The following is an 18,926-nucleotide window of genomic DNA, read 5'->3' as shown; positions in this document are numbered from 1 at the left end:
GGATCGATCCGGGCCCGACGCGCGTACTCCGCAAGGTGGAGGCCGTGATCATCTGTCCGCCTAGTCTGTTGCGGTGACGGACGAAACAGCGGCCGATACGGCGGACGAAGCGGCAGGCGGGGCGGCGGGCGGCTGGCGTGGCTGGCGGGCCGCGGCGGAGGCGGCGCTGTACGGGCCCGGCGGCTTCTACCGGCGCCCCGAGGGCCCGGCCGGGCACTTCCGTACGTCGGTGCACGCCTCGCCGCTGTTCGCCGAGGCCGTGGCGGGGCTGCTGTGCCGGGTCGACGAGGCGCTGGGGCGGCCCGGAACGCTCGACTTCGTCGACATGGGTGCCGGGCGGGGCGAGCTGGTCTCCGGCGTGCTCGCCGCGCTGCCCGCCGACGTGGCCGCCCGCGCGCGCGGGTACGCCGTCGAGGTCGCCGACCGCCCCGAAGGCCTCGATGGGCGGATCATCTGGCTGAGCGAACCCCCGGAGGGGATCACCGGGCTGCTCTTCGCCAACGAGTGGCTGGACAACGTACCCGTCGAGGTCGCGGAGGTGGACCCGGCGGGCGTCCCGCGGCTGGTGCTCGTACGGGAGGACGGGGCCGAGCGGCTCGGGGAGCCCCTGGCGGGGGCGGAGGCGCGGTGGCTCGCGCGATGGTGGCCGCTGCCGGCCGAGGAGGGACTGCGCGCGGAGATCGGGCTGCCCCGGGACACCGCCTGGGCGTCGGCCGTCTCACGCGTCGCGCGGGGGCTCGCGGTGGCGGTGGACTACGCGCACACGGCGGACGCACGCCCCCCGTTCGGGACGCTCACCGGCTTCCGGGAGGGGCGGGAGACGGCGCCCGTGCCGGACGGGTCGTGCGACATCACGGCGCACGTCGCGCTGGACGCCTGCGCCACGCTCCACACGGCGCGCACGCTGCCAGGCGCACGCCTGCTCACGCAACGCGAGGCATTGCGCGCCCTGGGCATCGCGGGCGCACGCCCTCCGCTCGCGCTTGCCTCCACCGACCCCGCGGCATACGTCCGCGCCCTCGCGAGCGCCGGCGAAGCCGCCGAGCTCACCGCGCCGGGCGGACTCGGCGACTTCGGCTGGCTGCTCCAGCCGGTTGGAATTCCGGACGCACCTCTCTAGAGCGGCCTGCTCGTCGTCCGGGGCGGCCTACTTGTCGATGTCCCCGACCACGAAGAACATCGACCCCAGGATCGCCACCATGTCGGCGACCAGCGTTCCCGGCAGCAGCTCGGTCAGGACCTGGATGTTGTTGTACGAGGCCGAGCGCAGCTTCAGCCGGTACGGGGTCTTCTCACCCTTGCTGACCAGGTAGTAGCCGTTGATGCCGAGCGGGTTCTCGGTCCATGCGTAGGTGTGGCCCTCGGGCGCCTTCAGGACCTTCGGGAGCCGCTGGTTGATCGGGCCGGGCGGCAGCTCGGCGAGCCGGTCGAGGCAGGCGTCGGCCAGGTCCAGCGCGTTGTGGGTCTGCTCCAGGAGGCACTCGAAGCGGGCCAGGCAGTCGCCCTCGCTCCGGCTCACCACCTTCAGGGTGTCCTGGAGTTCCCCGTACGCGAGGTAGGGCTCGTCGCGCCGCAGGTCGAAGTCGACGCCCGAGGCGCGCGCGATGGGGCCGCTCACGCCGTACGCGTGCACGATCTCCGGCGCGAGCCCACCCACGCCGCGGGTACGCCCCCGGAAGATCTCGTTGCCGAGCACCAGGTCGTCGAAGACGTCCATGCGCGAGCGCACGGCAGCGACGGCCGCACGCGCGCGTGAAGCCCATCCGGCCGGCAGGTCCTCCTTCAGACCGCCGACGCGGTTGAACATGTAGTGCATACGCCCGCCGGAGACCTCCTCCATGACGTTCTGGAGGACCTCGCGCTCCCGGAACGCGTAGAAGACCGGGGTGATGCCGCCCAGCTCCAGCGGATAGGACCCGAGGAACATCAGGTGGTTTAGCACCCGGTTCAGCTCGGCCAGCAGCGTGCGCGTCCACACCGCGCGCTCGGGCACCTCCATGCCGAGCATCCGCTCCACGGCGAGCACCACGCCCAGCTCGTTCGAGAACGCCGACAGCCAGTCGTGGCGGTTGGCGAGCATCACGATCTGCCGGTAGTCGCGGGCCTCGAAGAGCTTCTCCGCGCCCCGGTGCATATAGCCGATGACCGGCTCCGCGTGCACGATGCGCTCGCCGTCCAGCACGAGCCGCAGCCGCAGCACTCCGTGCGTGGAGGGGTGCTGCGGGCCGATATTCAGCACCATGTCGGTGCTCTCCGCGGCGCCGCCGATCCCGACCGTGGTCTCCGTCGTAGGAGTCATGGACACAGTCTCCCCTACGTAGGCTTGCCGCATGGAGACGGGGAGCCCGGAAAATGCCGAGGCGACGGGGGCGGAGCCGGTCTGGACCGGGCTGCCGCCCGGCCTGCTGCGCATGCGGAGGCTGCTGCTGGCGGTGTGGCTGGGGACGACGGCCCTGGTCGTCGGGCTGCTGCTCGGTCTGCTCGCCGGGCCGGGGTGGGCCGGCTTCGCGCTGCTGCCGCTGGCCCTGCTGGCGTGGGGCTGGGCGCTCCTCGGCCGCAACTGGCGCTCGTGGCGGTACACCGAGCGCGCCGACGACCTGTTGATCAGCCGCGGGGTGCTGTGGCGCGAGGAGACCGTCGTGCCGTACGGGCGGATGCAGCTCGTGGAGGTGACATCCGGTCCCGTCGAGCGGCACTTCGGGCTGGCCTCCGTGCAGCTGCACACCGCGGCCGCGGCGACCGACGCGACGATCCCGGGCCTCGACCCGGCCGAGGCGGAGCGGCTGCGCGACCGGCTCACCGAGCTGGGCGAGGCCCGATCGGCGGGCCTGTGACGACACCGGGCCTCGACGACGTACGACAGGGGCCGGCCGTGCCCGAGCGGCGGCTGCACCCCGTGACGCCGTTCCGGCGCGCGTGGGCGCCGGTCGCCGTGATAGCCGGGTGGGCGGTGCACGACCCGAACCAGGCCCAGGAGCAGCTGACGAGGCTGACCACGACCATGCTGCTGGCCGGGCTCGCCGTGCTGGTCCCAGTGGCCGCCCTCTACGGCTTCATGTCCTGGTGGTTCACCCACTTCTCGGTGACCGACAGCGAACTACGCATCCGTACCGGCCTGTTGTTCCGGCGCACCGCCCACATCCGGCTGGAGCGGATCCAGGCCGTGGACGTGACGCAGCCGCTCCTCGCGCGCGTGGCGGGTGTCGCGAAGCTCAGGATCGACGTCGTCGGGGCGGACAAGAAGGACGAACTGGCCTTTCTGGGCGAGGACGAGGCCCGCGCGCTGCGCGCGGAGCTGCTCGCGCGCGCGGCCGGTTTCGCGCCCGAGACGGCACGCGAGGTCGGTGAGGCGCCGGCGCGCGAGCTGATGCGGTTGCCCGCGCGCGAACTCGCGATCTCCCTGGTGCTGACGGGCGCGACCTGGGGGTCCCTGGTCGCGGCGCTCGTCGTACCGCCGGTGCTGTGGCTGGCCACGCACAGCGTGGTGACGGTCCTCGCCACGGCTCTGCCGCTGCTCGGCGCGACGGGCGCGAGCAGCGTGGGACGGTTCGTCGCCGAGTACGACTGGACGGTGGGCGAGTCCCCGGACGGGCTGCGCATCGACCACGGGCTGCTCGACCGCACGCACGAGACGGTGCCGCCGGGGCGGGTGCAGACCGTACGGATCGTGGAGCCGCTGCTGTGGCGGCGGCGCGGCTGGGTACGGGTGGAACTGGACGTGGCCGGGTCCTCGAACTCCGTCCTGGTGCCGGTCGCCCCGCGCGCGGTGGCCGAGTCGGTCGTCGCGCGCGTGCTGCCCGGGGTGACGGTGCCACCGCTGCGGTCCCTCGCCCGGCCCCCGCGACGAGCCGGACGGTGCGTGCCGCTGTGGTGGCGCGGTCACGGCATCACGGTCACGGACACCGTCTTCGCCGCGCGGCACGGCCTGCTCCGCCGGCGCCTGTCCCTGGTCCCGCACGCCAAGGTCCAGAGCGTACGGCTCACCCAGGGCCCCTGGGAGCGCCTCTGGCGGCTTGCCGACGTCCACGTGGACACGGGAGCCAACAAGACGGTGACAGCCCGCCTGAGAGACGCCCAGCAAGCCGCAGCACTGCTCCAGAGCCAGGCAGAAAGATCCCGGACGGGCCGCCGTGACGCCCGCCCGGACCGATGGATGACCTGAGCCGGCGGCAAGGCGCCGGCAAAGCGAACGGCCGACGCCGGTTCCCCGGTGTCGGCCGTGTGCGGTGGGCTCAGGAAGCCGCGGTGCGCAGGTTCTGCATGTCGATCTGTTCCGTCTCGTCGTGGGCCGTCAGGTCGATGACCTGGCCGACGACGCGCGACCCCTCGTCGGCGGGCTTGAACGCGGCCTCGGACTCGGCCTTGTGGAGGGCGAGCGCCTCCTGGCCCACCACGTCGGCGAGGTCCTCGTTCTGCACGGCAGCCAGCTCGGTGGACTCCTTCTGCGTACCGAAGAAGTCGAACCCGCCCGTGACCAGCGGACGCGGCATGGGCGCGGCCGGCAGTACGGCCACCGCGGTCGGCACCGTGAAGTGTCCCGCGGGCTGCTGCACGTTCTTGCCGGTCTCGGCCGGCACCGTCGTGGTGGTGGCGGCCGCGTGCTCGTGCCCGTCGGCCGCCTCGGGCTGCCCCTGTGCCTCGTCCTCCTGGGCGGCCTCCCGGACCGTCTCCCGGACGGATTCCGCCCCGGCGCCGTCACCGGCCGTCGCTTCGACCGAGGGCGCTTCGGCGGCGGGATGCTTCACCTCGTCCGCGACGCCGTCCCCTTTGGCGGCGGATCCCGCCTCGGAAGGCTCCTCCCCCTCGTCGAACCGGGACAGCGCCGCCTGAGCCCGCAGGAACAGCCGGGAACCGTCGGGCGAGAAAACCCCGGGAACCGCCTGCTTCGCGTCCTCGGCCGTCTCCGCACCCTCGGCGGCCTGTGCGGCCTCGGTCTCCCGCTCGGCCTCGGTCTCCCGCTCGGCGTCCGGCGCCGGCGAAGGCGCGGGCAGCAGCGCGCGCGAGGGCGCGGCCGTCTCTATCTCCAGCAGCCGGCGCCCCTCCAGGGCACTCGCCCGCTCGGTCTCCGCCGTGGCGTACCGCCGCAGCAGCGCGGCGTGCTCGTTGCGCAGCCCGGCCAGCTCGGTCCGCTTCGCGCGCAGCCGCTGCTCCAGCTTGGTGCGCAGCTCGCGCGACTCCTCCAGGTCGGTCTCCAGTTCGGCGACCCGTTCCTCGAAGCGCCACTCGTCACTCGCCCGCGCGCGCGTGAGGTCGGCCACCTGCTTGCCCGCGAGGCCGTCCCAGCGGCGCATCACGGCCGCACCGACGACCGCCGTCGCCGCGGCGATGGCAGCGACGACGCGCAGCACGCCCGTATCGGAGAACAACCAGGGACCAAACGCGCAGACGAGAGAGACGCCTGCGATCGCCGACGGCGGGAACAGCCGGTGCAAAGGCGGGGAATGGCGGTGACGTCCACGTGGCATGGCCAGAAACTTACCGCGCGTAGGGGAATCATGGTGCCCCGCCCCGTAAAAACACAGCCATAACGATGCCTTCACCCGACACCAGGAACGACACGACCGATCAGCGGGCCGCCGAATTCGGCAAGATCGCTTTCAGCGGTCGCTCAGCCGCCCGCTCAGCCACTGCAACGTCGCCGGAATCTCGCGCCGCCAGGTGTTGAAGTTGTGCCCGCCGCTCGGAAGGATGATCGACGAGATCCCGGTCAGATTCGTGGCCTGCACCTGATCGATGAACCTGAGCGTGTCCTTGTAGTTGTGCTCACCGATCCTGCTGCTGGTGACCAGCAGCGAAGTGGCCGGGGCGGGCAGATGCTTGAGGCACCACCACAGATCGGCACGATTGCGCAGATTCCGGTCGCCGCGGAAGAGATCACCGGTCGTGGGGTCGATCGGCGCCTTGTAGTAGGGCGACAGACCCGCGGCCGCCGCGTACGACGCCGGGTGGTGCATGGCGAGCTTCAGCGCGCAGTATCCGCCGGTGGAGTCCCCGACGATCCCCCAGCTGCCCGGTTTTCTGCCCACCCTGTAGTGGTCCGTCACGGCCTCGGGCAGATCCTTGGCGAAGAACGTCTCCGTCTGCGGGCCGCCCGGGATGTCCACGCATTCCGTGTCCCGCGGCGGTGCCACCGTCGGCCGCAGCATCACCAGGATCATCGGCTGCATCCGCCCGTTCTTGGCCAGTTCCTGCGCCGTACGCGGGTAGTGCAGCTTGTCCACCAGCGCCTGCGCCGTACCGGGGTAGCCGGTGAGTATGACGGCGGCGGGGAACGTGCGCGTGCGGTACCGGGGCTGGAAGTACTCCGGCGGCAGATAGACGTACGCAGGTGTGGCGATATGAGTCGTACGTCCCACGATGTCGACCTTCTGGATCTGTCCGGTCGACCGAGGCCCCGATCCGCTCACCCCCTGCAGCTGTTGGGTGCTCAGCACCTGGAGCGGGCCGCCGGGCGCGCCGTTGGCCGTGTGGTCGACCACGACGCCCTGGGCCGTCTCCCTGCCGAACAGGTCCGCCCAGCTCGCGTAGAAGCCGAAGGCCTGGTTGGCGGCGATCCCCAGGGACGAGAAGAGCGCCAGCTGGACCGCCAGCAGCAGTCCGACCCGCCCGGTGACGGACCGCCAGTTCTGCCGCGCCAGCCGTGGCCACAGCCACACCGTGCCGATGAACAGAAGCATGGCGAGCACGACCGTCAGCAGCAGCACCTTGTTGCTCGTGAGACCCATGGGCTGAACCTGCCTGCGCTTTCCGCCGGCGGCTCACCCACTCGTTCGTAGCGAGGGCTTGCCCCGGGCTTTCCTTTGCCTTTTGACGGGCTTTCCGGTGGGGAGTGAACCTCTTTCCCCAAGACACCGTCCTAGAGGGCGCAATGTCGCCGGATGCCCCGATCGGCACCGGATTCAAGGTCTCTCGCAGAACTACGGGATGCGATGTCTGTCAGGATAGATGGGGAAATGTCGGGCGAGGTTCCGAGCCGATCAAGCGCGATGCGGCGCATAGTCCGCGGCCCGCGCCCCGAGGCCGTCCCCGCACTGGTCGGCAGGGCGTGCGCTCTCGTGGGCGTCCTGGACATTGCCGCGGGCGTGTTCCCGCGCTTCCGTCACAGCCGTATGCACGCCATAGCCGAGGTACTGCCCGGCGCGCTCGGCCCGTTCGCCGCGGCGCTCTCGCTCAGCACCGGCGTGCTGTTGCTGCTGCTCGCACACGGGCTCAAGCGGCGCAAACGCCGGGCGTGGCGGGCCGCGGTCGCGCTCCTGCCGGCCGGTGCGGTCGCGCAGTTCGTGTACCGGCACTCCATCGTCGGGGCGCTGATCTCGGTGGCGCTGCTGCTGCCCCTCCTGCGCCACCGGGACGAGTTCGCGGCCCTGCCGGACCCGCGCAGCAGGTGGCGCGCGCTCGCCAACTTCGTGCTCATGGGCGCCGGTTCTCTCGTCCTCGGACTGGTCATCGTCAGCGTCCACCCCGACCGCACCATCGGCGACCCGAGCGTGGCCGATCGCCTGACGCATGTCATGTACGGCCTGTTCGGCTTCGAGGGACCGGTCGACTACCAGGGCAACACCTCCTGGACGGTCGCCTTCTCGCTGGGCGCCCTCGGCTGGATCACCGCGATCACCACCATCTACCTGGCCTTCCGGCCCGAACACCCGGCCGCACAGCTGACCGAGGAGGACGAGTCCCGGCTGCGCGCCCTGCTGGACAAGCACGGCAGCCGCGACTCCCTCGGCCACTTCGCCCTGCGCCGCGACAAGGCCGTCGTGTTCTCGCCCAGCGGCAAGGCGGCGGTGACGTACCGCGTCGTCTCCGGCGTGATGCTCGCCAGCGGTGATCCCATCGGCGACGTCGAGGCCTGGCCGGGCGCCATCGAGCGCTTCATGGACGAGGCCAAGGCCCACTCCTGGACGCCCGCCGTCATGGGCTGCTCCGAGACCGGCGGCGAGGTGTGGACCCGGGAGACCGGCCTGGACGCCCTGGAACTGGGCGACGAGGCGGTGGTGGACGTCGCGGATTTCTCCCTCGCCGGACGCGCGATGCGCAACGTGCGACAGATGGTCAAGCGCATCGAGCGAGCCGGCTACGAAACCCGGGTACGGCGCATCCGTGACCTGGGCGAAGCCGAACTGGAGCGCATCCGGCGCGCCGCGGAGGACTGGCGCGGAACGGACACCGAGCGCGGCTTCTCCATGGCGCTCGGCCGGATCGGCGACCCGGGCGACGGGGACTGCCTGATCGCCACCGCCCACAAGGCGGACGACGAGCCCGGCGAGTACGGCGACCTGAAGGCGATCCTGCACTTCGTGCCCTGGGGCACCGACGGCGCCTCCCTGGACCTCATGCGCCGCGACCGCTCCGCCGACCCCGGCATGAACGAGCTGCTCATCGTGGCCGCGCTCCAGGCAGCCCCGAAGTTCGGCATCACCCGCGTCTCGCTGAACTTCGCGATGTTCCGCTCGGCGCTGGCGCGCGGCGAGAAGATAGGCGCGGGCCCGGTGCTGCGCGCCTGGCGCGGGCTGCTGGTGTTCCTGTCCCGCTGGTTCCAGATCGAGTCGCTGTACAAGTTCAACGCCAAGTTCCAGCCGCGCTGGGAGCCGCGCTTCGTCGTCTACCGGGCCTCCGGCGACCTGCCCCGCATAGGCTTCGCGGCCATGCAGGCGGAGGGCTTCGTCGACCTCGCCCTGCCACTGCCGCGCTTCCTGCGCCGCCGCACCCCCGCCCGGCGCCCGTGCTCGCACGGGCTGGCGGAACGGGACGTCAAAGCGGCCTGACCCGAACCGGCCCGAGCGGAACCCCCGACCTCCAGCCCCGGGGGCTTCCGCTCGGGCCACGGGACCTGCCGCCCCGGCCCGGGGCCTACGCTGAACATATGAGCAACCAGAGCGGGCGCGGCCGAGTGACGGGCCTTCCGGCATGGGACCGCTGCGCGGTCATGGGGGTCGTGAACGTCACCCCCGACTCCTTCTCCGACGGCGGCCGCTTCTTCGACACGACCGCCGCCGTCAAACACGGGCTCGAACTGGTCGCCGAGGGCGCCGACCTGGTCGACGTCGGCGGCGAGTCCACCCGCCCCGGCGCCACCCGCGTCGACGAGGCCGAGGAGCTCCGGCGTGTCATCCCCGTCGTCCGCGGTCTCGCCTCCGAAGGCGCCGTCGTCTCCGTCGACACCATGCGCGCCTCGGTCGCCGAACAGGCCCTCGCGGCCGGCGCCGCCCTGGTCAACGACGTCAGCGGCGGCCTCGCCGACCCCGCGATGATCCCGGTCGTCGCCGCCTCCGGCGCCCCCTTCGTGGTCATGCACTGGCGCGGCTTCCTGGCGGGCGGCAACGTCCAGGGCGTGTACGACGACGTCGTCACCGAGGTCGTCGACGAACTCCACGCGCGCGTGGAGGCCGTCCTGGCCGGCGGCATCGCCCCCGACCGCATCGTCGTCGACCCCGGCCTCGGCTTCTCCAAGGAGGCCGAGCACGACCTCGCCCTGCTCGCCCGCCTCGACCGCCTGGGCGCGCTGGGGTATCCCGTCCTGGTCGCCGCCTCCCGCAAACGGTTCCTCGGCCGCGTCCTGGCCGGGCCCGAGGGGGCGCCCCCGCCGGCCCGGGAGCGGGACGCCGCCACGGCCGCCGTCTCCGCGCTCGCGGCACAGGCCGGGGCATGGGCGGTGCGTGTCCACGAGGTGCGCGCCACGGCGGACGCGGTACGGGTCGCACGGGCCGTGGAAGGCGCGCGCGCAGTGGGCACGCGCGCCGTGGGCGGTACACAGGGCGCGGAAGGAGCCCGGTGAGCGCCCCCCACACCGACGTCGAACAGGTCGAGCTCGCCAACACCGCCTTCTACGAGGCCATGGAGCGGGGCGACTTCGACGAACTGTCCTCGCTCTGGCTCACCCCGTCCGACCTCGGCGTCGACGAGGAGTACCACGACCCGGCGGACGCGGGCGTGATCTCCTGCGTGCATCCGGGCTGGCCCGTGCTCACGGGCCGCGGCGAGGTCCTCAGGTCGTACGCGCTGATCATGGCGAACACCGACTACATCCAGTTCTTCCTCACCGACGTCCATGTCTCCGTCACCGGTGACACCGCCCTGGTGACGTGCACCGAGAACATCCTCAGCGGCGGCCCCGCCCCCGAGCCCGGCGCGGAGCTCGGCCCGCTCGTGGGCCAGTTGGTCGTCGCCACGAATGTGTTCCGCCGCACATCCCTCGGCTGGAAGCTCTGGTCCCACCACGCCTCCCCGGTACTGGCCGAGAACGACGAGGAAGAGGACGACGACACACCTGCCTGAGCGGATGGGTGGCCCGCAGGGACCAAGAAGTGGTTGGAATCACGAACTCGCGGGTAAGTGGGGCTACCAACCCATGAGGCACCGGGTTCCCCAGGGGAAACGTGCGATGAACCCTCTCGGCTCCGGCCGAGGCCCCCGCCTCTGAGGCCCGGTTCTGTCAGTGCCCGCAGGTAGATTCGTCTGTGGTCGGTGTGCCGTCCGCACACGGCACGGACCGGCCGTTACCGACGATTGCAGGAGTGATTCGCGTGGATCGTGTCGCGCTGCGCGGCCTGAAGGCCCGCGGGCACCACGGTGTGTTCCCCAAGGAGCGCGAGGAGGGCCAGCCCTTCATCGTGGACCTCGTCCTTGGTCTGGACACCCGGCCGGCGGCGGCCGACGACGACCTCGCGCGGACCGTGCACTACGGCATCGTGGCCGAAGAGGTCGTGGCCGTGGTCGAGGGCGAGCCGGTGAACCTCATCGAGACGCTCGCCGAGCGCATCGCCCAGACCTGCCTGAAGCACGAAGGAGTCATGGAGGTCGAGGTCTGCGTCCACAAGCCGGACGCCCCGATCACGGTCCCCTTCGACGACGTGACCGTCACCATCACCCGGAGCCGAGTATGACCGCATTCTTCACGCGGGGTCCCAGCGACCCGACCGTACAGCCGGTACCCGCCTCCGTCGTCGAACAGGTCGACGCCGCCGACACCACTCTGAGCAACCCCAAACGGGCCGTGATCTCCCTCGGCTCCAACCTCGGCAACCGCCTGGAGACCCTCCAGGGCGCCATCGACGCGCTGGAGGACACCCCCGGCGTCCGCATCAAGGCCGTCTCCCCCGTGTACGAGACGGAGCCGTGGGGTGTGGAGCCCGGCAGCCAGCCCTCGTACTACAACGCGGTCGTGGTCCTGAAGACCACGCTCCCCCCGTCCTCCCTCCTGGAGCGGGCGCACGCCGTCGAGGAGGCCTTCAACCGCGTACGGGACCAGCGCTGGGGCCCGCGCACCCTCGACGTCGACATCGTCGCGTACGCCGAAGTCGTCTCCGACGACCCGCACCTCACCCTTCCCCACCCGCGCGCCCACGAGCGCGCCTTCGTGCTGGCCCCCTGGTACGACGTGGACCCCGACGCCCTGCTGCCCGGCCGCGGCCCGGTCGCGGGCCTCCTCGGCGCCGTCACCCGTGCCGGTGTCCAGGCCCGCACGGACCTGGAACTCCACCTGCCCGAGTAGTCGTTAAGGTCAAGGGCCGAGACGTCCGCACGGTCCGGCCACACCTACTCCGGGGGAGCTGAAGGAACACCGTGAGAGAGCTGCGCATCAGGGTGCTGGTCGGCGTGTTCGTCGTTGCCGGAGTGCTGTCCTGGGCGGGCGCCCGCCTGTGGAACTCGGTGGGCACGCTGCCGAGCGTCCCGCTGGCCGCCCCCATCGTCCTGGCCCTGATCGCCGCGGTTCTGCTCGCCACGGCGCTCTCCCTGCGCGCCCGCCTCAAGGCCCAGCGCGAGCGCCGCCCCGGCGCCAAGGGAGTCGACCCCCTGATGGCCGCCCGCGCGGTCGTCTTCGGCCAGGCCAGCGCCCTGGTCGCCGCGCTCGTCGCCGGGATGTACGGCGGCACGGGCGCCCTCCTCCTGGAACTCCTCGACATCCCCGCCCGCCGCGACCAGGCCATCTACGCCGCCCTCTCGGTCCTGGCCGGCATCGCCGTCATAGCGGCAGCCCTCTTCCTGGAACGCGTCTGCAAACTCCCGGAGGACGAGGACCACGACCACACCGGGGCCGAACCGGTGTGAACCCCTACCAGCCCTGGCGTGCGAGATACCCGTTGACCAGAAAATCGGGGTAGGGGTGAAGGCGGTAGCTGTAAAGGGTGAACGGTTTCGGGCCCTCGGCTCTGCGCTGACAGAAAGGGCACGTCGGCGCTGACCAGCAAACGGCCACGCCACGTCGCGGGCCGGAATCCGTCCCCGTCCGTGCAGCCGTCCAGAAAGCCTTCGGACGTCTCCCGGTCCCTGAGGACGACCCGGGGAAACCGCTGCCGCATATGGTGCGGGTCCCCACTCACGTACTGCCTCATCAGATCCGCCAAATATGACGAGCCCACACGTACGCGGAAGCCGGGCACGTCCCGCCGCAGGTAACCCGAGGGCCGCGTCACCGCTTCCAGGCGGGCGGGCAGCCCGGTTGCCGCCGTGAGGGCCGCCGCGTAACGCGAGGCGAATCCCTCATTGGCACCGATCATGTAGCCGAACTCGTAGCCCGGCTTGATGGTCAACCGCTCGCGGCACAGCTTTCGCGGAGGTGTCCATGTTTCGCGCCTGCATACGTCCGCCCACGGCGTTCACCATCTGCTTGCTGGACAGCCCATACCCCGTCGCGATCCCCCTTGATCAGCGATCATCTCGACTGCTCGGGGCCGTATCGGGCACCACCGACAATCAGGTCAGCGCGCCAGTATCAGGCTCATTGCCTCGGCACGGGTCGTAGCATCCCGAAGCTGGCCGCGCACCGCCGACGTCGTGGTCTTGGCGCCTGGCTTGCGGATGCCACGTACCGACATGCACATGTGCTCGGCCTCGATGACGACGATCACGCCTCGTGCCTCAAGGATCCTCATGAGGGAGTCGGCGATCTGCGTGGTGAGTCGTTCCTGCACCTGCAGGCGACGGGCGAACACCTCGACCAGCCGCGCAAGCTTCGACAGACCTGTGATCTTGCCCGTCTCCGCCGGGATGTACCCGACATGGGCCACACCATGGAACGGCAACATGTGATGTTCGCACAAAGATACGATTTCAATGTCCTTGACCAGGACCATCTCGTCGTGACCAAGATCGAACGTGGTCGTCAGGACGTCCTCGGGCTCCTGCCTGTGTCCCGCCAAGAGCTCCCGATAAGCCCGCGCCACCCGCGCCGGTGTCTCCCTCAGGCCTTCGCGGTCCGGGTCCTCGCCGACCGCGATCAGCAGTTCACGTACGGCGTTCTCGGCGCGCTTCTCGTCGAACTCGCCGATGGTGCCTTCGCCGTCCAGCGTCACGGGGTCGGTCATCTGGTGCCTCGTTCCTGTTTCTCCTACGCGGGCATGCAGAAATGCCGCGCCCCCCAAGGCTAGAACCTTGGGGGGCGCGGCATCCATTCCGGGCCTGGTGCGGCGGATGGGGCCGCACCAGCGGGCGGTCAGCTCTCCGGGCGGTCCTCCGGGGCCTGCTCCGTCACCGGGGCGGGCTCCGACGCCGTGGACTTGGCGGTGCTGATCGCGGGCGTAGCGCCGTTCGCGCCGTTGGTCAGTGCCAGCTCCTTCGGGGAGAGCACCGGCGGGCGGGTGGACGGCGTACGGCGGGAGGAGCCGGTCCACGCGGGCCGCGGCGGGCGCTTGTGGATCGGGGCGAAGATCTCGGCGATCTCCTCCTTGCCGAGTGTCTCCTTCTCCAGGAGCGCCAGGACGAGGTTGTCGAGGACGTCGCGGTTCTCGACCAGGATCTCCCAGGCCTCGTTGTGCGCGTTCTCGATGAGCTTCTTGACTTCCTCGTCCACCAGCGCGGCGACCTCTTCCGAGTAGTCGCGCTGGTGAGCCATCTCACGTCCGAGGAACGGCTCGGTGTTGTCGCCGCCGAACTTGATCGCACCCAGGCGCTCGGTCATGCCGTACTGGGTGACCATCGCGCGGGCGGTGGTGGTGGCCTTCTCGATGTCGTTCGCGGCACCCGTGGTCGGGTCGTGGAAGACGAGCTCCTCGGCCGCGCGGCCGCCCAGCATGTACGCCAGCTGGTCCAGCATCTCGTTGCGCGTCGTGGAGTACTTGTCCTCGTCCGGGAGCACCATCGTGTAGCCGAGGGCACGGCCGCGGGACAGGATCGTGATCTTGTGGACCGGGTCGGAGTTCGGGGAGGCCGCCGCGACCAGGGCGTGTCCGCCCTCGTGGTACGCGGTGATCTTCTTCTCCTTGTCCGACATGATCCGGGTCCGCTTCTGCGGACCCGCCACCACGCGGTCGATGGCCTCGTCCAGCATGGAGTTGTCGATCAGCTTCTTGTCGCTGCGGGCGGTGAGCAGCGCGGCCTCGTTGAGGACGTTGCTCAGGTCCGCACCGGTGAAGCCCGGGGTGCGACGGGCGACCGCCGAGAGATCGACGTCGGGCGCGACCGGCTTGCCCTTCTGGTGAACCTTGAGGATCTCCAGACGGCCCTGCAGGTCCGGCGGGTCGACCGCGATCTGGCGGTCGAAGCGGCCGGGGCGCAGGAGGGCCGGGTCGAGGATGTCGGGGCGGTTCGTCGCGGCGATGAGGATCACACCGCCCTTGACGTCGAAGCCGTCCATCTCGACGAGCAGCTGGTTCAGGGTCTGCTCGCGCTCGTCGTGACCACCGCCGAGGCCGGCGCCGCGGTGGCGGCCGACCGCATCGATCTCGTCGACGAAGACGATCGCCGGGGCGTTCGCCTTGGCCTGCTCGAACAGGTCACGTACCCGGGAGGCACCGACACCGACGAACATCTCGACGAAGTCGGAACCGGAGATCGAGTAGAAGGGGACCCCTGCCTCGCCGGCGACGGCACGCGCGAGCAGCGTCTTGCCGGTACCGGGGCGGCCGTAGAGGAGCACGCCCTTGGGGATCTTGGCGCCGACGGCCTGGAACTTCGCCGGCTCCTGCAGGAACTCCTTGATCTCCTGGAGCTCCTCGACGGCCTCGTCACAGCCCGCGACGTCCGAGAAGGTCGTCTTCGGGGTGTCCTTGGTGATGAGCTTCGCCTTGGACTTGCCGAAGTTCATGACCCGGGAGCCGCCGCCCTGCATCTGATTCATCAGGAACAGGAAGACGACCACGATCAGGACGAAGGGGAGCAGGGAGAGCAGCACGCCGACGAAGGCGTTCTGCTTCGTCGGGGAGACGGTGTACCCGTCGGGGATCTGCTTGTCCTGGTACTTGGTCTGCAGCGTGCCGGCGAGGGTCACGCCCTGGTCGCCGATGTAGCTCGCCTGGATCTTCGAGCTGCCGTCGACCTTCACGCCGTCCTTGAGCGTGACCTTGATGCTCTGCTCGTCACCAGTGGTGAGCTTGGCCGACTGGACCTTGTTGTCGTTGATCGCCGCCACGACCTGGCCGGTGTCCACCGTCTTGTAGCCGCCGGACGAGCCGACGACCTGCATCAACACGACCACGGCAAGGACGGCCAGCACGATCCACATGACCGGCCCACGGAAGTATCGCTTCACGTCCATCCATACGGAGCGGTGTCGCCCCGTCCCTCCTGCCATAGTGAGTTTGATAAGACAGTTCTTCTGACGGTACCCCAGCATTGTTGCGCGAAGCCGCACAGGACTGCTGCCAATCCCGTCTCTGCATGCTCCAACGGCGCGAAACCCGCTGGGGTTCCCGATCGTCTTACGAGACTGGGCCGTGTGAGGCTCAGCCGCCGTAGACGTGAGGCGCGAGCGTACCGACGAACGGGAGGTTCCGGTACTTCTCGGCGTAGTCGAGGCCGTAGCCCACGACGAACTCGTTGGGGATGTCGAAGCCGACCCACTCGACGTCGATGGCCACCTTGGCGGCGTCCGGCTTGCGCAGCAGCGTGCACACCTTGAGCGACTCCGGCTCGCGCGAGCCGAGGTTGGACAACAGCCAGGACAGGGTCAGGCCGGAGTCGATGATGTCCTCGACGATCAGGACGTGCTTGCCCTTGATGTCGGTGTCGAGGTCCTTGAGGATCCTGACGACACCGGAGGACTGAGTACCCGCGCCGTACGAGGACACGGCCATCCAGTCCATGGTGACGGGGGTGGACAGCGCCCGGGCGAGGTCCGCCATGACCATCACCGCACCCTTGAGCACGCCGACGATCAGCAGGTCCTTGCCCGCGTACTCCGCGTCGATCTTCGCGGCCAGCTCGGCCAGCTTCGCGTCGATCTCTTCCTTGGTGATGAGCACCTGCTGAAGGTCGGCACCCATGTCGTTCGCGTCCACCCGCATCACTTTCGGTCGTCCCGGTTCACGGCCGGCCGGCCCCTCCCGAAGGGGAGACCGGGCGTCTCCCCCATCAGGGAGATTCAGCCTTGCCGAATCACCAGTCTGCCACCCTGGCGCTGGGCGACGACTTTGCCCGGGAGATTGATGGCTCCCTGGCCGCGCCAGCCGGTGATCAGCCGGTCGACTTCCTCGATGTGCCGGGCGAACAGCGATCCGGCCGGGGCGCCCGCTCGGATGGCGGCGCGGCGCAGGATGCGGCGGCGCACGGCGGGCGGCAGGGCGTAGAGCTTGGCGCACTCGAGGAGGCCGGTGGCGTCGAGGACTGCGGATTCGGCCTGGCTGGCCCAGGCGTCCAGGGCGTCGGCGTCGTCGCGGGAGAGCTGGGCCGTGCGGGCGAGGGCCTCGACGACGCCCTTGCCGAGGGCCTTCTCCAGGGCGGGCAGGCCCTCGTGGCGGAGCCGGGAGCGCGTGTAGGCCGGGTCGGCGTTGTGCGGGTCGTCCCACACCGGGAGCGACTGGACCATGCAGGCCTTGCGGGCGGTCTGCCGGTCGAGCTGGAGGAAGGGGCGGCGATAACGGCCGTCGGCCCCCGAGACCGCGGCCATTCCGGACAGGGAGCGGATGCCGGAGCCGCGGGCGAGGCCGAGGAGGACGGTTTCGGCCTGGTCGTCGCGGGTGTGGCCGAGCAGGATCGCGGTGGCGCCGTGGCGTTCGGCCGCGGCGTCGAGGGCGGCGTAGCGGGCGTCGCGGGCGGCGGCTTCAGGGCCGCCTTCGCGGCCCACGGTCACGGCGATGGACTCGACCGGGTCGAGGGCGAGTTCGCGCAGCCTCAGGGCGACCTCGTCGGCGCGCAGGTCGGAGCCGGGCTGGAGGCCGTGGTCGACGGTGATGCCGCCGGCGCGGATGCCGAGCTTGGGCGCTTCGAACGCGAGGGCGGAGGCGAGTGCCATGGAGTCGGCGCCGCCGGAGCACGCCACGAGCACGAGCGGGGACGGGGAACGCTCGTACGCGCCGCCCGGGGAGTCGGCGGCGGGGATATGGGGGCTGTGGTCGGTGAGGATGTCGTGAAGAACGCGGCGGACCGCCAGGCGTATCGCCGCGACCGCAGGATGGGGACCCATGTCCGGTTCCCTTCATGAAGTTTTCGGGGGTGAGCCCGAGGCCGGTCACTCAGAGTGTGTCGATGGTGACAGAAACGGGCGGTTCCCCGAGCATTGCACGCCTACCCATCCCTCACGGTCCCTCGGACGGGTGATTGAAGGGGCGTTCGCCTGCCGTCGGCCGGATTCCGTTCACGACGTGCTCCATGCGCCTCACGACTCCGGCTTGCGGTGCACCCGTGCGACCCAGTCCGCCGGTTTGGCGATCTCCGCCTTGGTCGGCAGGGTGTTCGGGGAGGTCCACACGCGGTTGAAGCCGTCCATGCCGACCTGTTCGACGACGGCCCGTACGAAGCGTTCGCCGTCCCGGTACTGCCTGAGTTTGGCATCCAGACCCAGCAGCTTGCGCAGTGTCATGTCCAGGCGGGAGGCGCCCTTGGCGCGGCGCTGCTGGAACTTCTCGCGAATCTCCGAGACGCTCGGTACGACTTGCGGGCCGACCCCGTCCATGACGAAGTCGGCGTGGCCCTCCAGGAGGGACATCACGGCGGTGAGGCGGCCGAGGATCTCGCGCTGGGCGGGGGTCTGCACGAGCTCCACGAACGACCGGCCGCCGTCGTCCTCCTCGCCCTCGGGGCGGCCGCCGGCGAGCGACTGGGCGGCCTCTCGGATGCGTTCGAGGACCGTCATCGGGTCGACGTCGGTCTCCGCCAAGAACGACTGGATTTCACCCTCCAGGTGATCGCGCAGCCACGGCACCGCGGTGAACTGCGTGCGGTGCGTCTCCTCGTGCAGGCACACCCACAGGCGGAAGTCGTGCGGCTGTACGTCGAGTTCGCGCTCCACATGGACGATGTTCGGCGCGACCAGCAGCAGCCGGCCGCCGCCGTTCTCGCCAGCCGGGAGCTCACGGCTGGCCGGGGCGAAGGTCTCGTACTGGCCGAGGACGCGGGAGGACAGGAAGGAGAGCAGCATGCCGAGTTCGACGCCGGTCACCTTGCCGCCGACGGCGCCGAGGACCGCGCCGCCGGGTGTGCCGCCGCGCCGCTCCTGCATCTTGTCGAGCAGTGGCTTGAGGATCTCCCGGAACCCGGCGACGTTCGCCCGCACCCAGCCGGGGCGGTCGACGACGAGTACGGGGGTGTCGTGGGTGACTTCGGTGCCCATGCGGGTGAAGCCCCGCACGTGCTCCTCCGAGGCCTTGGCATGCCGACGCAACTCCGCGACGACGGCCCGGGCCTCGTCACGGCTCACGTCGGGCCCCGGCCGCACGAGCCGGGTCGCGGTCGCCACCGCGAGATTCCAGTCGACCATCTCCGTGCCACCGATGCTCGTCATGCGTCAACCGTACGTGAGCGTTCCCACTTGGGGCAGGCTGTGACGGGGTCGGCGACGTACGGGTTGATCGCAGGGCACTGACACGGGCACGGTCGAACCACTCTCGGCCCCACCCCGGAACGGCCGGCCGCGGGTGCCCACGACGGTGAGCGACAGGAGGTACGGCTGTGCGCCGCCGCTGGACGCCGGACGATGCGCTCGCGCCACGGCAACGGCCGGCGGCCGGAGGCGGCAGCACATGCACCGCGCTACGGCGACAGACAGCGAGGCA

17 protein-coding genes are annotated in these 18,926 nt (G+C 70.7%); 9 read left to right on the top strand and 8 right to left on the bottom strand.

The window, feature by feature from the left end; all coding sequences use genetic code 11:
* The first annotated feature begins 73 nt into the window (after positions 1 to 73).
* Complete coding sequence (locus ACZ4EG_RS37865; protein ID WP_453547656.1) at positions 74 to 1,120, top strand: SAM-dependent methyltransferase; 1,047 nt, start codon at positions 74 to 76, stop codon at positions 1,118 to 1,120.
* A gap of 27 nt (positions 1,121 to 1,147) precedes the next feature.
* On the opposite strand, the gene ACZ4EG_RS37860 is transcribed toward ACZ4EG_RS37865, so the two are convergent.
* The gene (locus ACZ4EG_RS37860) at positions 1,148 to 2,299 is read right to left on the bottom strand and encodes an NADH-quinone oxidoreductase subunit D (protein ID WP_453547654.1); all 1,152 of its coding nucleotides are present in this window, start codon (positions 2,297 to 2,299) and stop codon (positions 1,148 to 1,150) included.
* Positions 2,300 to 2,330: 31 nt separating this feature from the next.
* On the opposite strand from ACZ4EG_RS37860, the gene ACZ4EG_RS37855 reads away from it, so the two are divergent.
* Positions 2,331 to 2,834: a PH domain-containing protein gene (locus ACZ4EG_RS37855; RefSeq protein ID WP_453547652.1), complete on the top strand. Its 504-nt coding sequence runs from the start codon at positions 2,331 to 2,333 to the stop codon at positions 2,832 to 2,834.
* Positions 2,831 to 4,162 carry a PH domain-containing protein gene (locus ACZ4EG_RS37850; protein ID WP_467793840.1) on the top strand — a complete coding sequence of 444 codons (1,332 nt, stop codon included), beginning with the start codon at positions 2,831 to 2,833 and terminating at the stop codon, positions 4,160 to 4,162. The genes ACZ4EG_RS37855 and ACZ4EG_RS37850 overlap by 4 nt, the downstream gene beginning before the upstream one ends.
* 70 nt (positions 4,163 to 4,232) lie before the next feature.
* Here ACZ4EG_RS37850 and ACZ4EG_RS37845 read toward each other — a convergent pair whose 3' ends face one another.
* Both ACZ4EG_RS37845 and ACZ4EG_RS37840 read right to left on the bottom strand, forming a co-directional pair.
* Complete coding sequence (locus ACZ4EG_RS37845; protein WP_467793839.1) at positions 4,233 to 5,465, bottom strand: hypothetical protein; 1,233 nt, start codon at positions 5,463 to 5,465, stop codon at positions 4,233 to 4,235.
* A 132-nt stretch (positions 5,466 to 5,597) separates the two neighbouring features.
* Positions 5,598 to 6,725 (bottom strand): alpha/beta hydrolase, encoded by a 1,128-nt coding sequence (locus tag ACZ4EG_RS37840; protein ID WP_467793838.1) that lies wholly within the window; start codon positions 6,723 to 6,725, stop codon positions 5,598 to 5,600.
* A 228-nt stretch (positions 6,726 to 6,953) separates the two neighbouring features.
* Here ACZ4EG_RS37840 and ACZ4EG_RS37835 point away from each other — a divergent pair, with 228 nt between their 5' ends.
* The 6 genes from ACZ4EG_RS37835 to ACZ4EG_RS37810 all read left to right on the top strand — a co-directional run bounded on the left by ACZ4EG_RS37835 (position 6,954) and on the right by ACZ4EG_RS37810 (position 12,048).
* Positions 6,954 to 8,765 (top strand): phosphatidylglycerol lysyltransferase domain-containing protein, encoded by a 1,812-nt coding sequence (locus ACZ4EG_RS37835; protein WP_453547642.1) that lies wholly within the window; start codon positions 6,954 to 6,956, stop codon positions 8,763 to 8,765.
* Positions 8,766 to 8,863: 98 nt separating this feature from the next.
* On the top strand, positions 8,864 to 9,775 hold the full coding sequence (folP, locus tag ACZ4EG_RS37830; protein WP_390711654.1) for a dihydropteroate synthase: 912 nt from the start codon (positions 8,864 to 8,866) through the stop codon (positions 9,773 to 9,775).
* Positions 9,772 to 10,275, top strand: a complete 504-nt coding sequence (locus tag ACZ4EG_RS37825) for a nuclear transport factor 2 family protein (protein WP_363296457.1) — start codon at positions 9,772 to 9,774, stop codon at positions 10,273 to 10,275. Before folP ends, ACZ4EG_RS37825 begins: the two co-directional genes overlap by 4 nt.
* A gap of 248 nt (positions 10,276 to 10,523) precedes the next feature.
* On the top strand, positions 10,524 to 10,883 hold the full coding sequence (gene folB / locus ACZ4EG_RS37820; RefSeq protein WP_453547638.1) for a dihydroneopterin aldolase: 360 nt from the start codon (positions 10,524 to 10,526) through the stop codon (positions 10,881 to 10,883).
* Positions 10,880 to 11,491: a 2-amino-4-hydroxy-6-hydroxymethyldihydropteridine diphosphokinase gene (gene folK, locus ACZ4EG_RS37815; protein WP_453547636.1), complete on the top strand. Its 612-nt coding sequence runs from the start codon at positions 10,880 to 10,882 to the stop codon at positions 11,489 to 11,491. The genes folB and folK overlap by 4 nt, the downstream gene beginning before the upstream one ends.
* A gap of 71 nt (positions 11,492 to 11,562) precedes the next feature.
* Positions 11,563 to 12,048, top strand: coding sequence for a DUF3180 domain-containing protein (locus tag ACZ4EG_RS37810; RefSeq protein WP_467793837.1), 486 nt, complete (start codon positions 11,563 to 11,565; stop codon positions 12,046 to 12,048).
* Positions 12,049 to 12,698: 650 nt separating this feature from the next.
* Here ACZ4EG_RS37810 and folE read toward each other — a convergent pair.
* The 5 genes from folE to ACZ4EG_RS37785 all read right to left on the bottom strand — a co-directional run bounded on the left by folE (position 12,699) and on the right by ACZ4EG_RS37785 (position 18,655).
* Positions 12,699 to 13,304, bottom strand: coding sequence for a GTP cyclohydrolase I FolE (folE, locus tag ACZ4EG_RS37805; RefSeq protein ID WP_390711658.1), 606 nt, complete (start codon positions 13,302 to 13,304; stop codon positions 12,699 to 12,701).
* Positions 13,305 to 13,432: 128 nt separating this feature from the next.
* A complete protein-coding gene (ftsH, locus tag ACZ4EG_RS37800) occupies positions 13,433 to 15,472 on the bottom strand; it encodes an ATP-dependent zinc metalloprotease FtsH (RefSeq protein ID WP_467793836.1) in 2,040 nt (679 codons plus the stop codon).
* Between the two features lie 187 nt (positions 15,473 to 15,659).
* Positions 15,660 to 16,220 (bottom strand): hypoxanthine phosphoribosyltransferase, encoded by a 561-nt coding sequence (hpt, locus tag ACZ4EG_RS37795; protein WP_328876609.1) that lies wholly within the window; start codon positions 16,218 to 16,220, stop codon positions 15,660 to 15,662.
* 77 nt (positions 16,221 to 16,297) lie between these two features.
* Complete coding sequence (gene tilS, locus ACZ4EG_RS37790) at positions 16,298 to 17,338, bottom strand: tRNA lysidine(34) synthetase TilS (RefSeq protein ID WP_453547628.1); 1,041 nt, start codon at positions 17,336 to 17,338, stop codon at positions 16,298 to 16,300.
* A 192-nt stretch (positions 17,339 to 17,530) separates the two neighbouring features.
* Positions 17,531 to 18,655, bottom strand: coding sequence for a zinc-dependent metalloprotease (locus tag ACZ4EG_RS37785; RefSeq protein WP_453547625.1), 1,125 nt, complete (start codon positions 18,653 to 18,655; stop codon positions 17,531 to 17,533).
* Positions 18,656 to 18,926: the final 271 nt, after the last annotated feature.

Source organism: Streptomyces sp. NPDC025638, assembly GCF_055558775.1.
The sequence above is the reverse complement of the archived record's forward strand: the minus strand, read 5'-3'. Positions and strand labels throughout refer to the sequence as shown.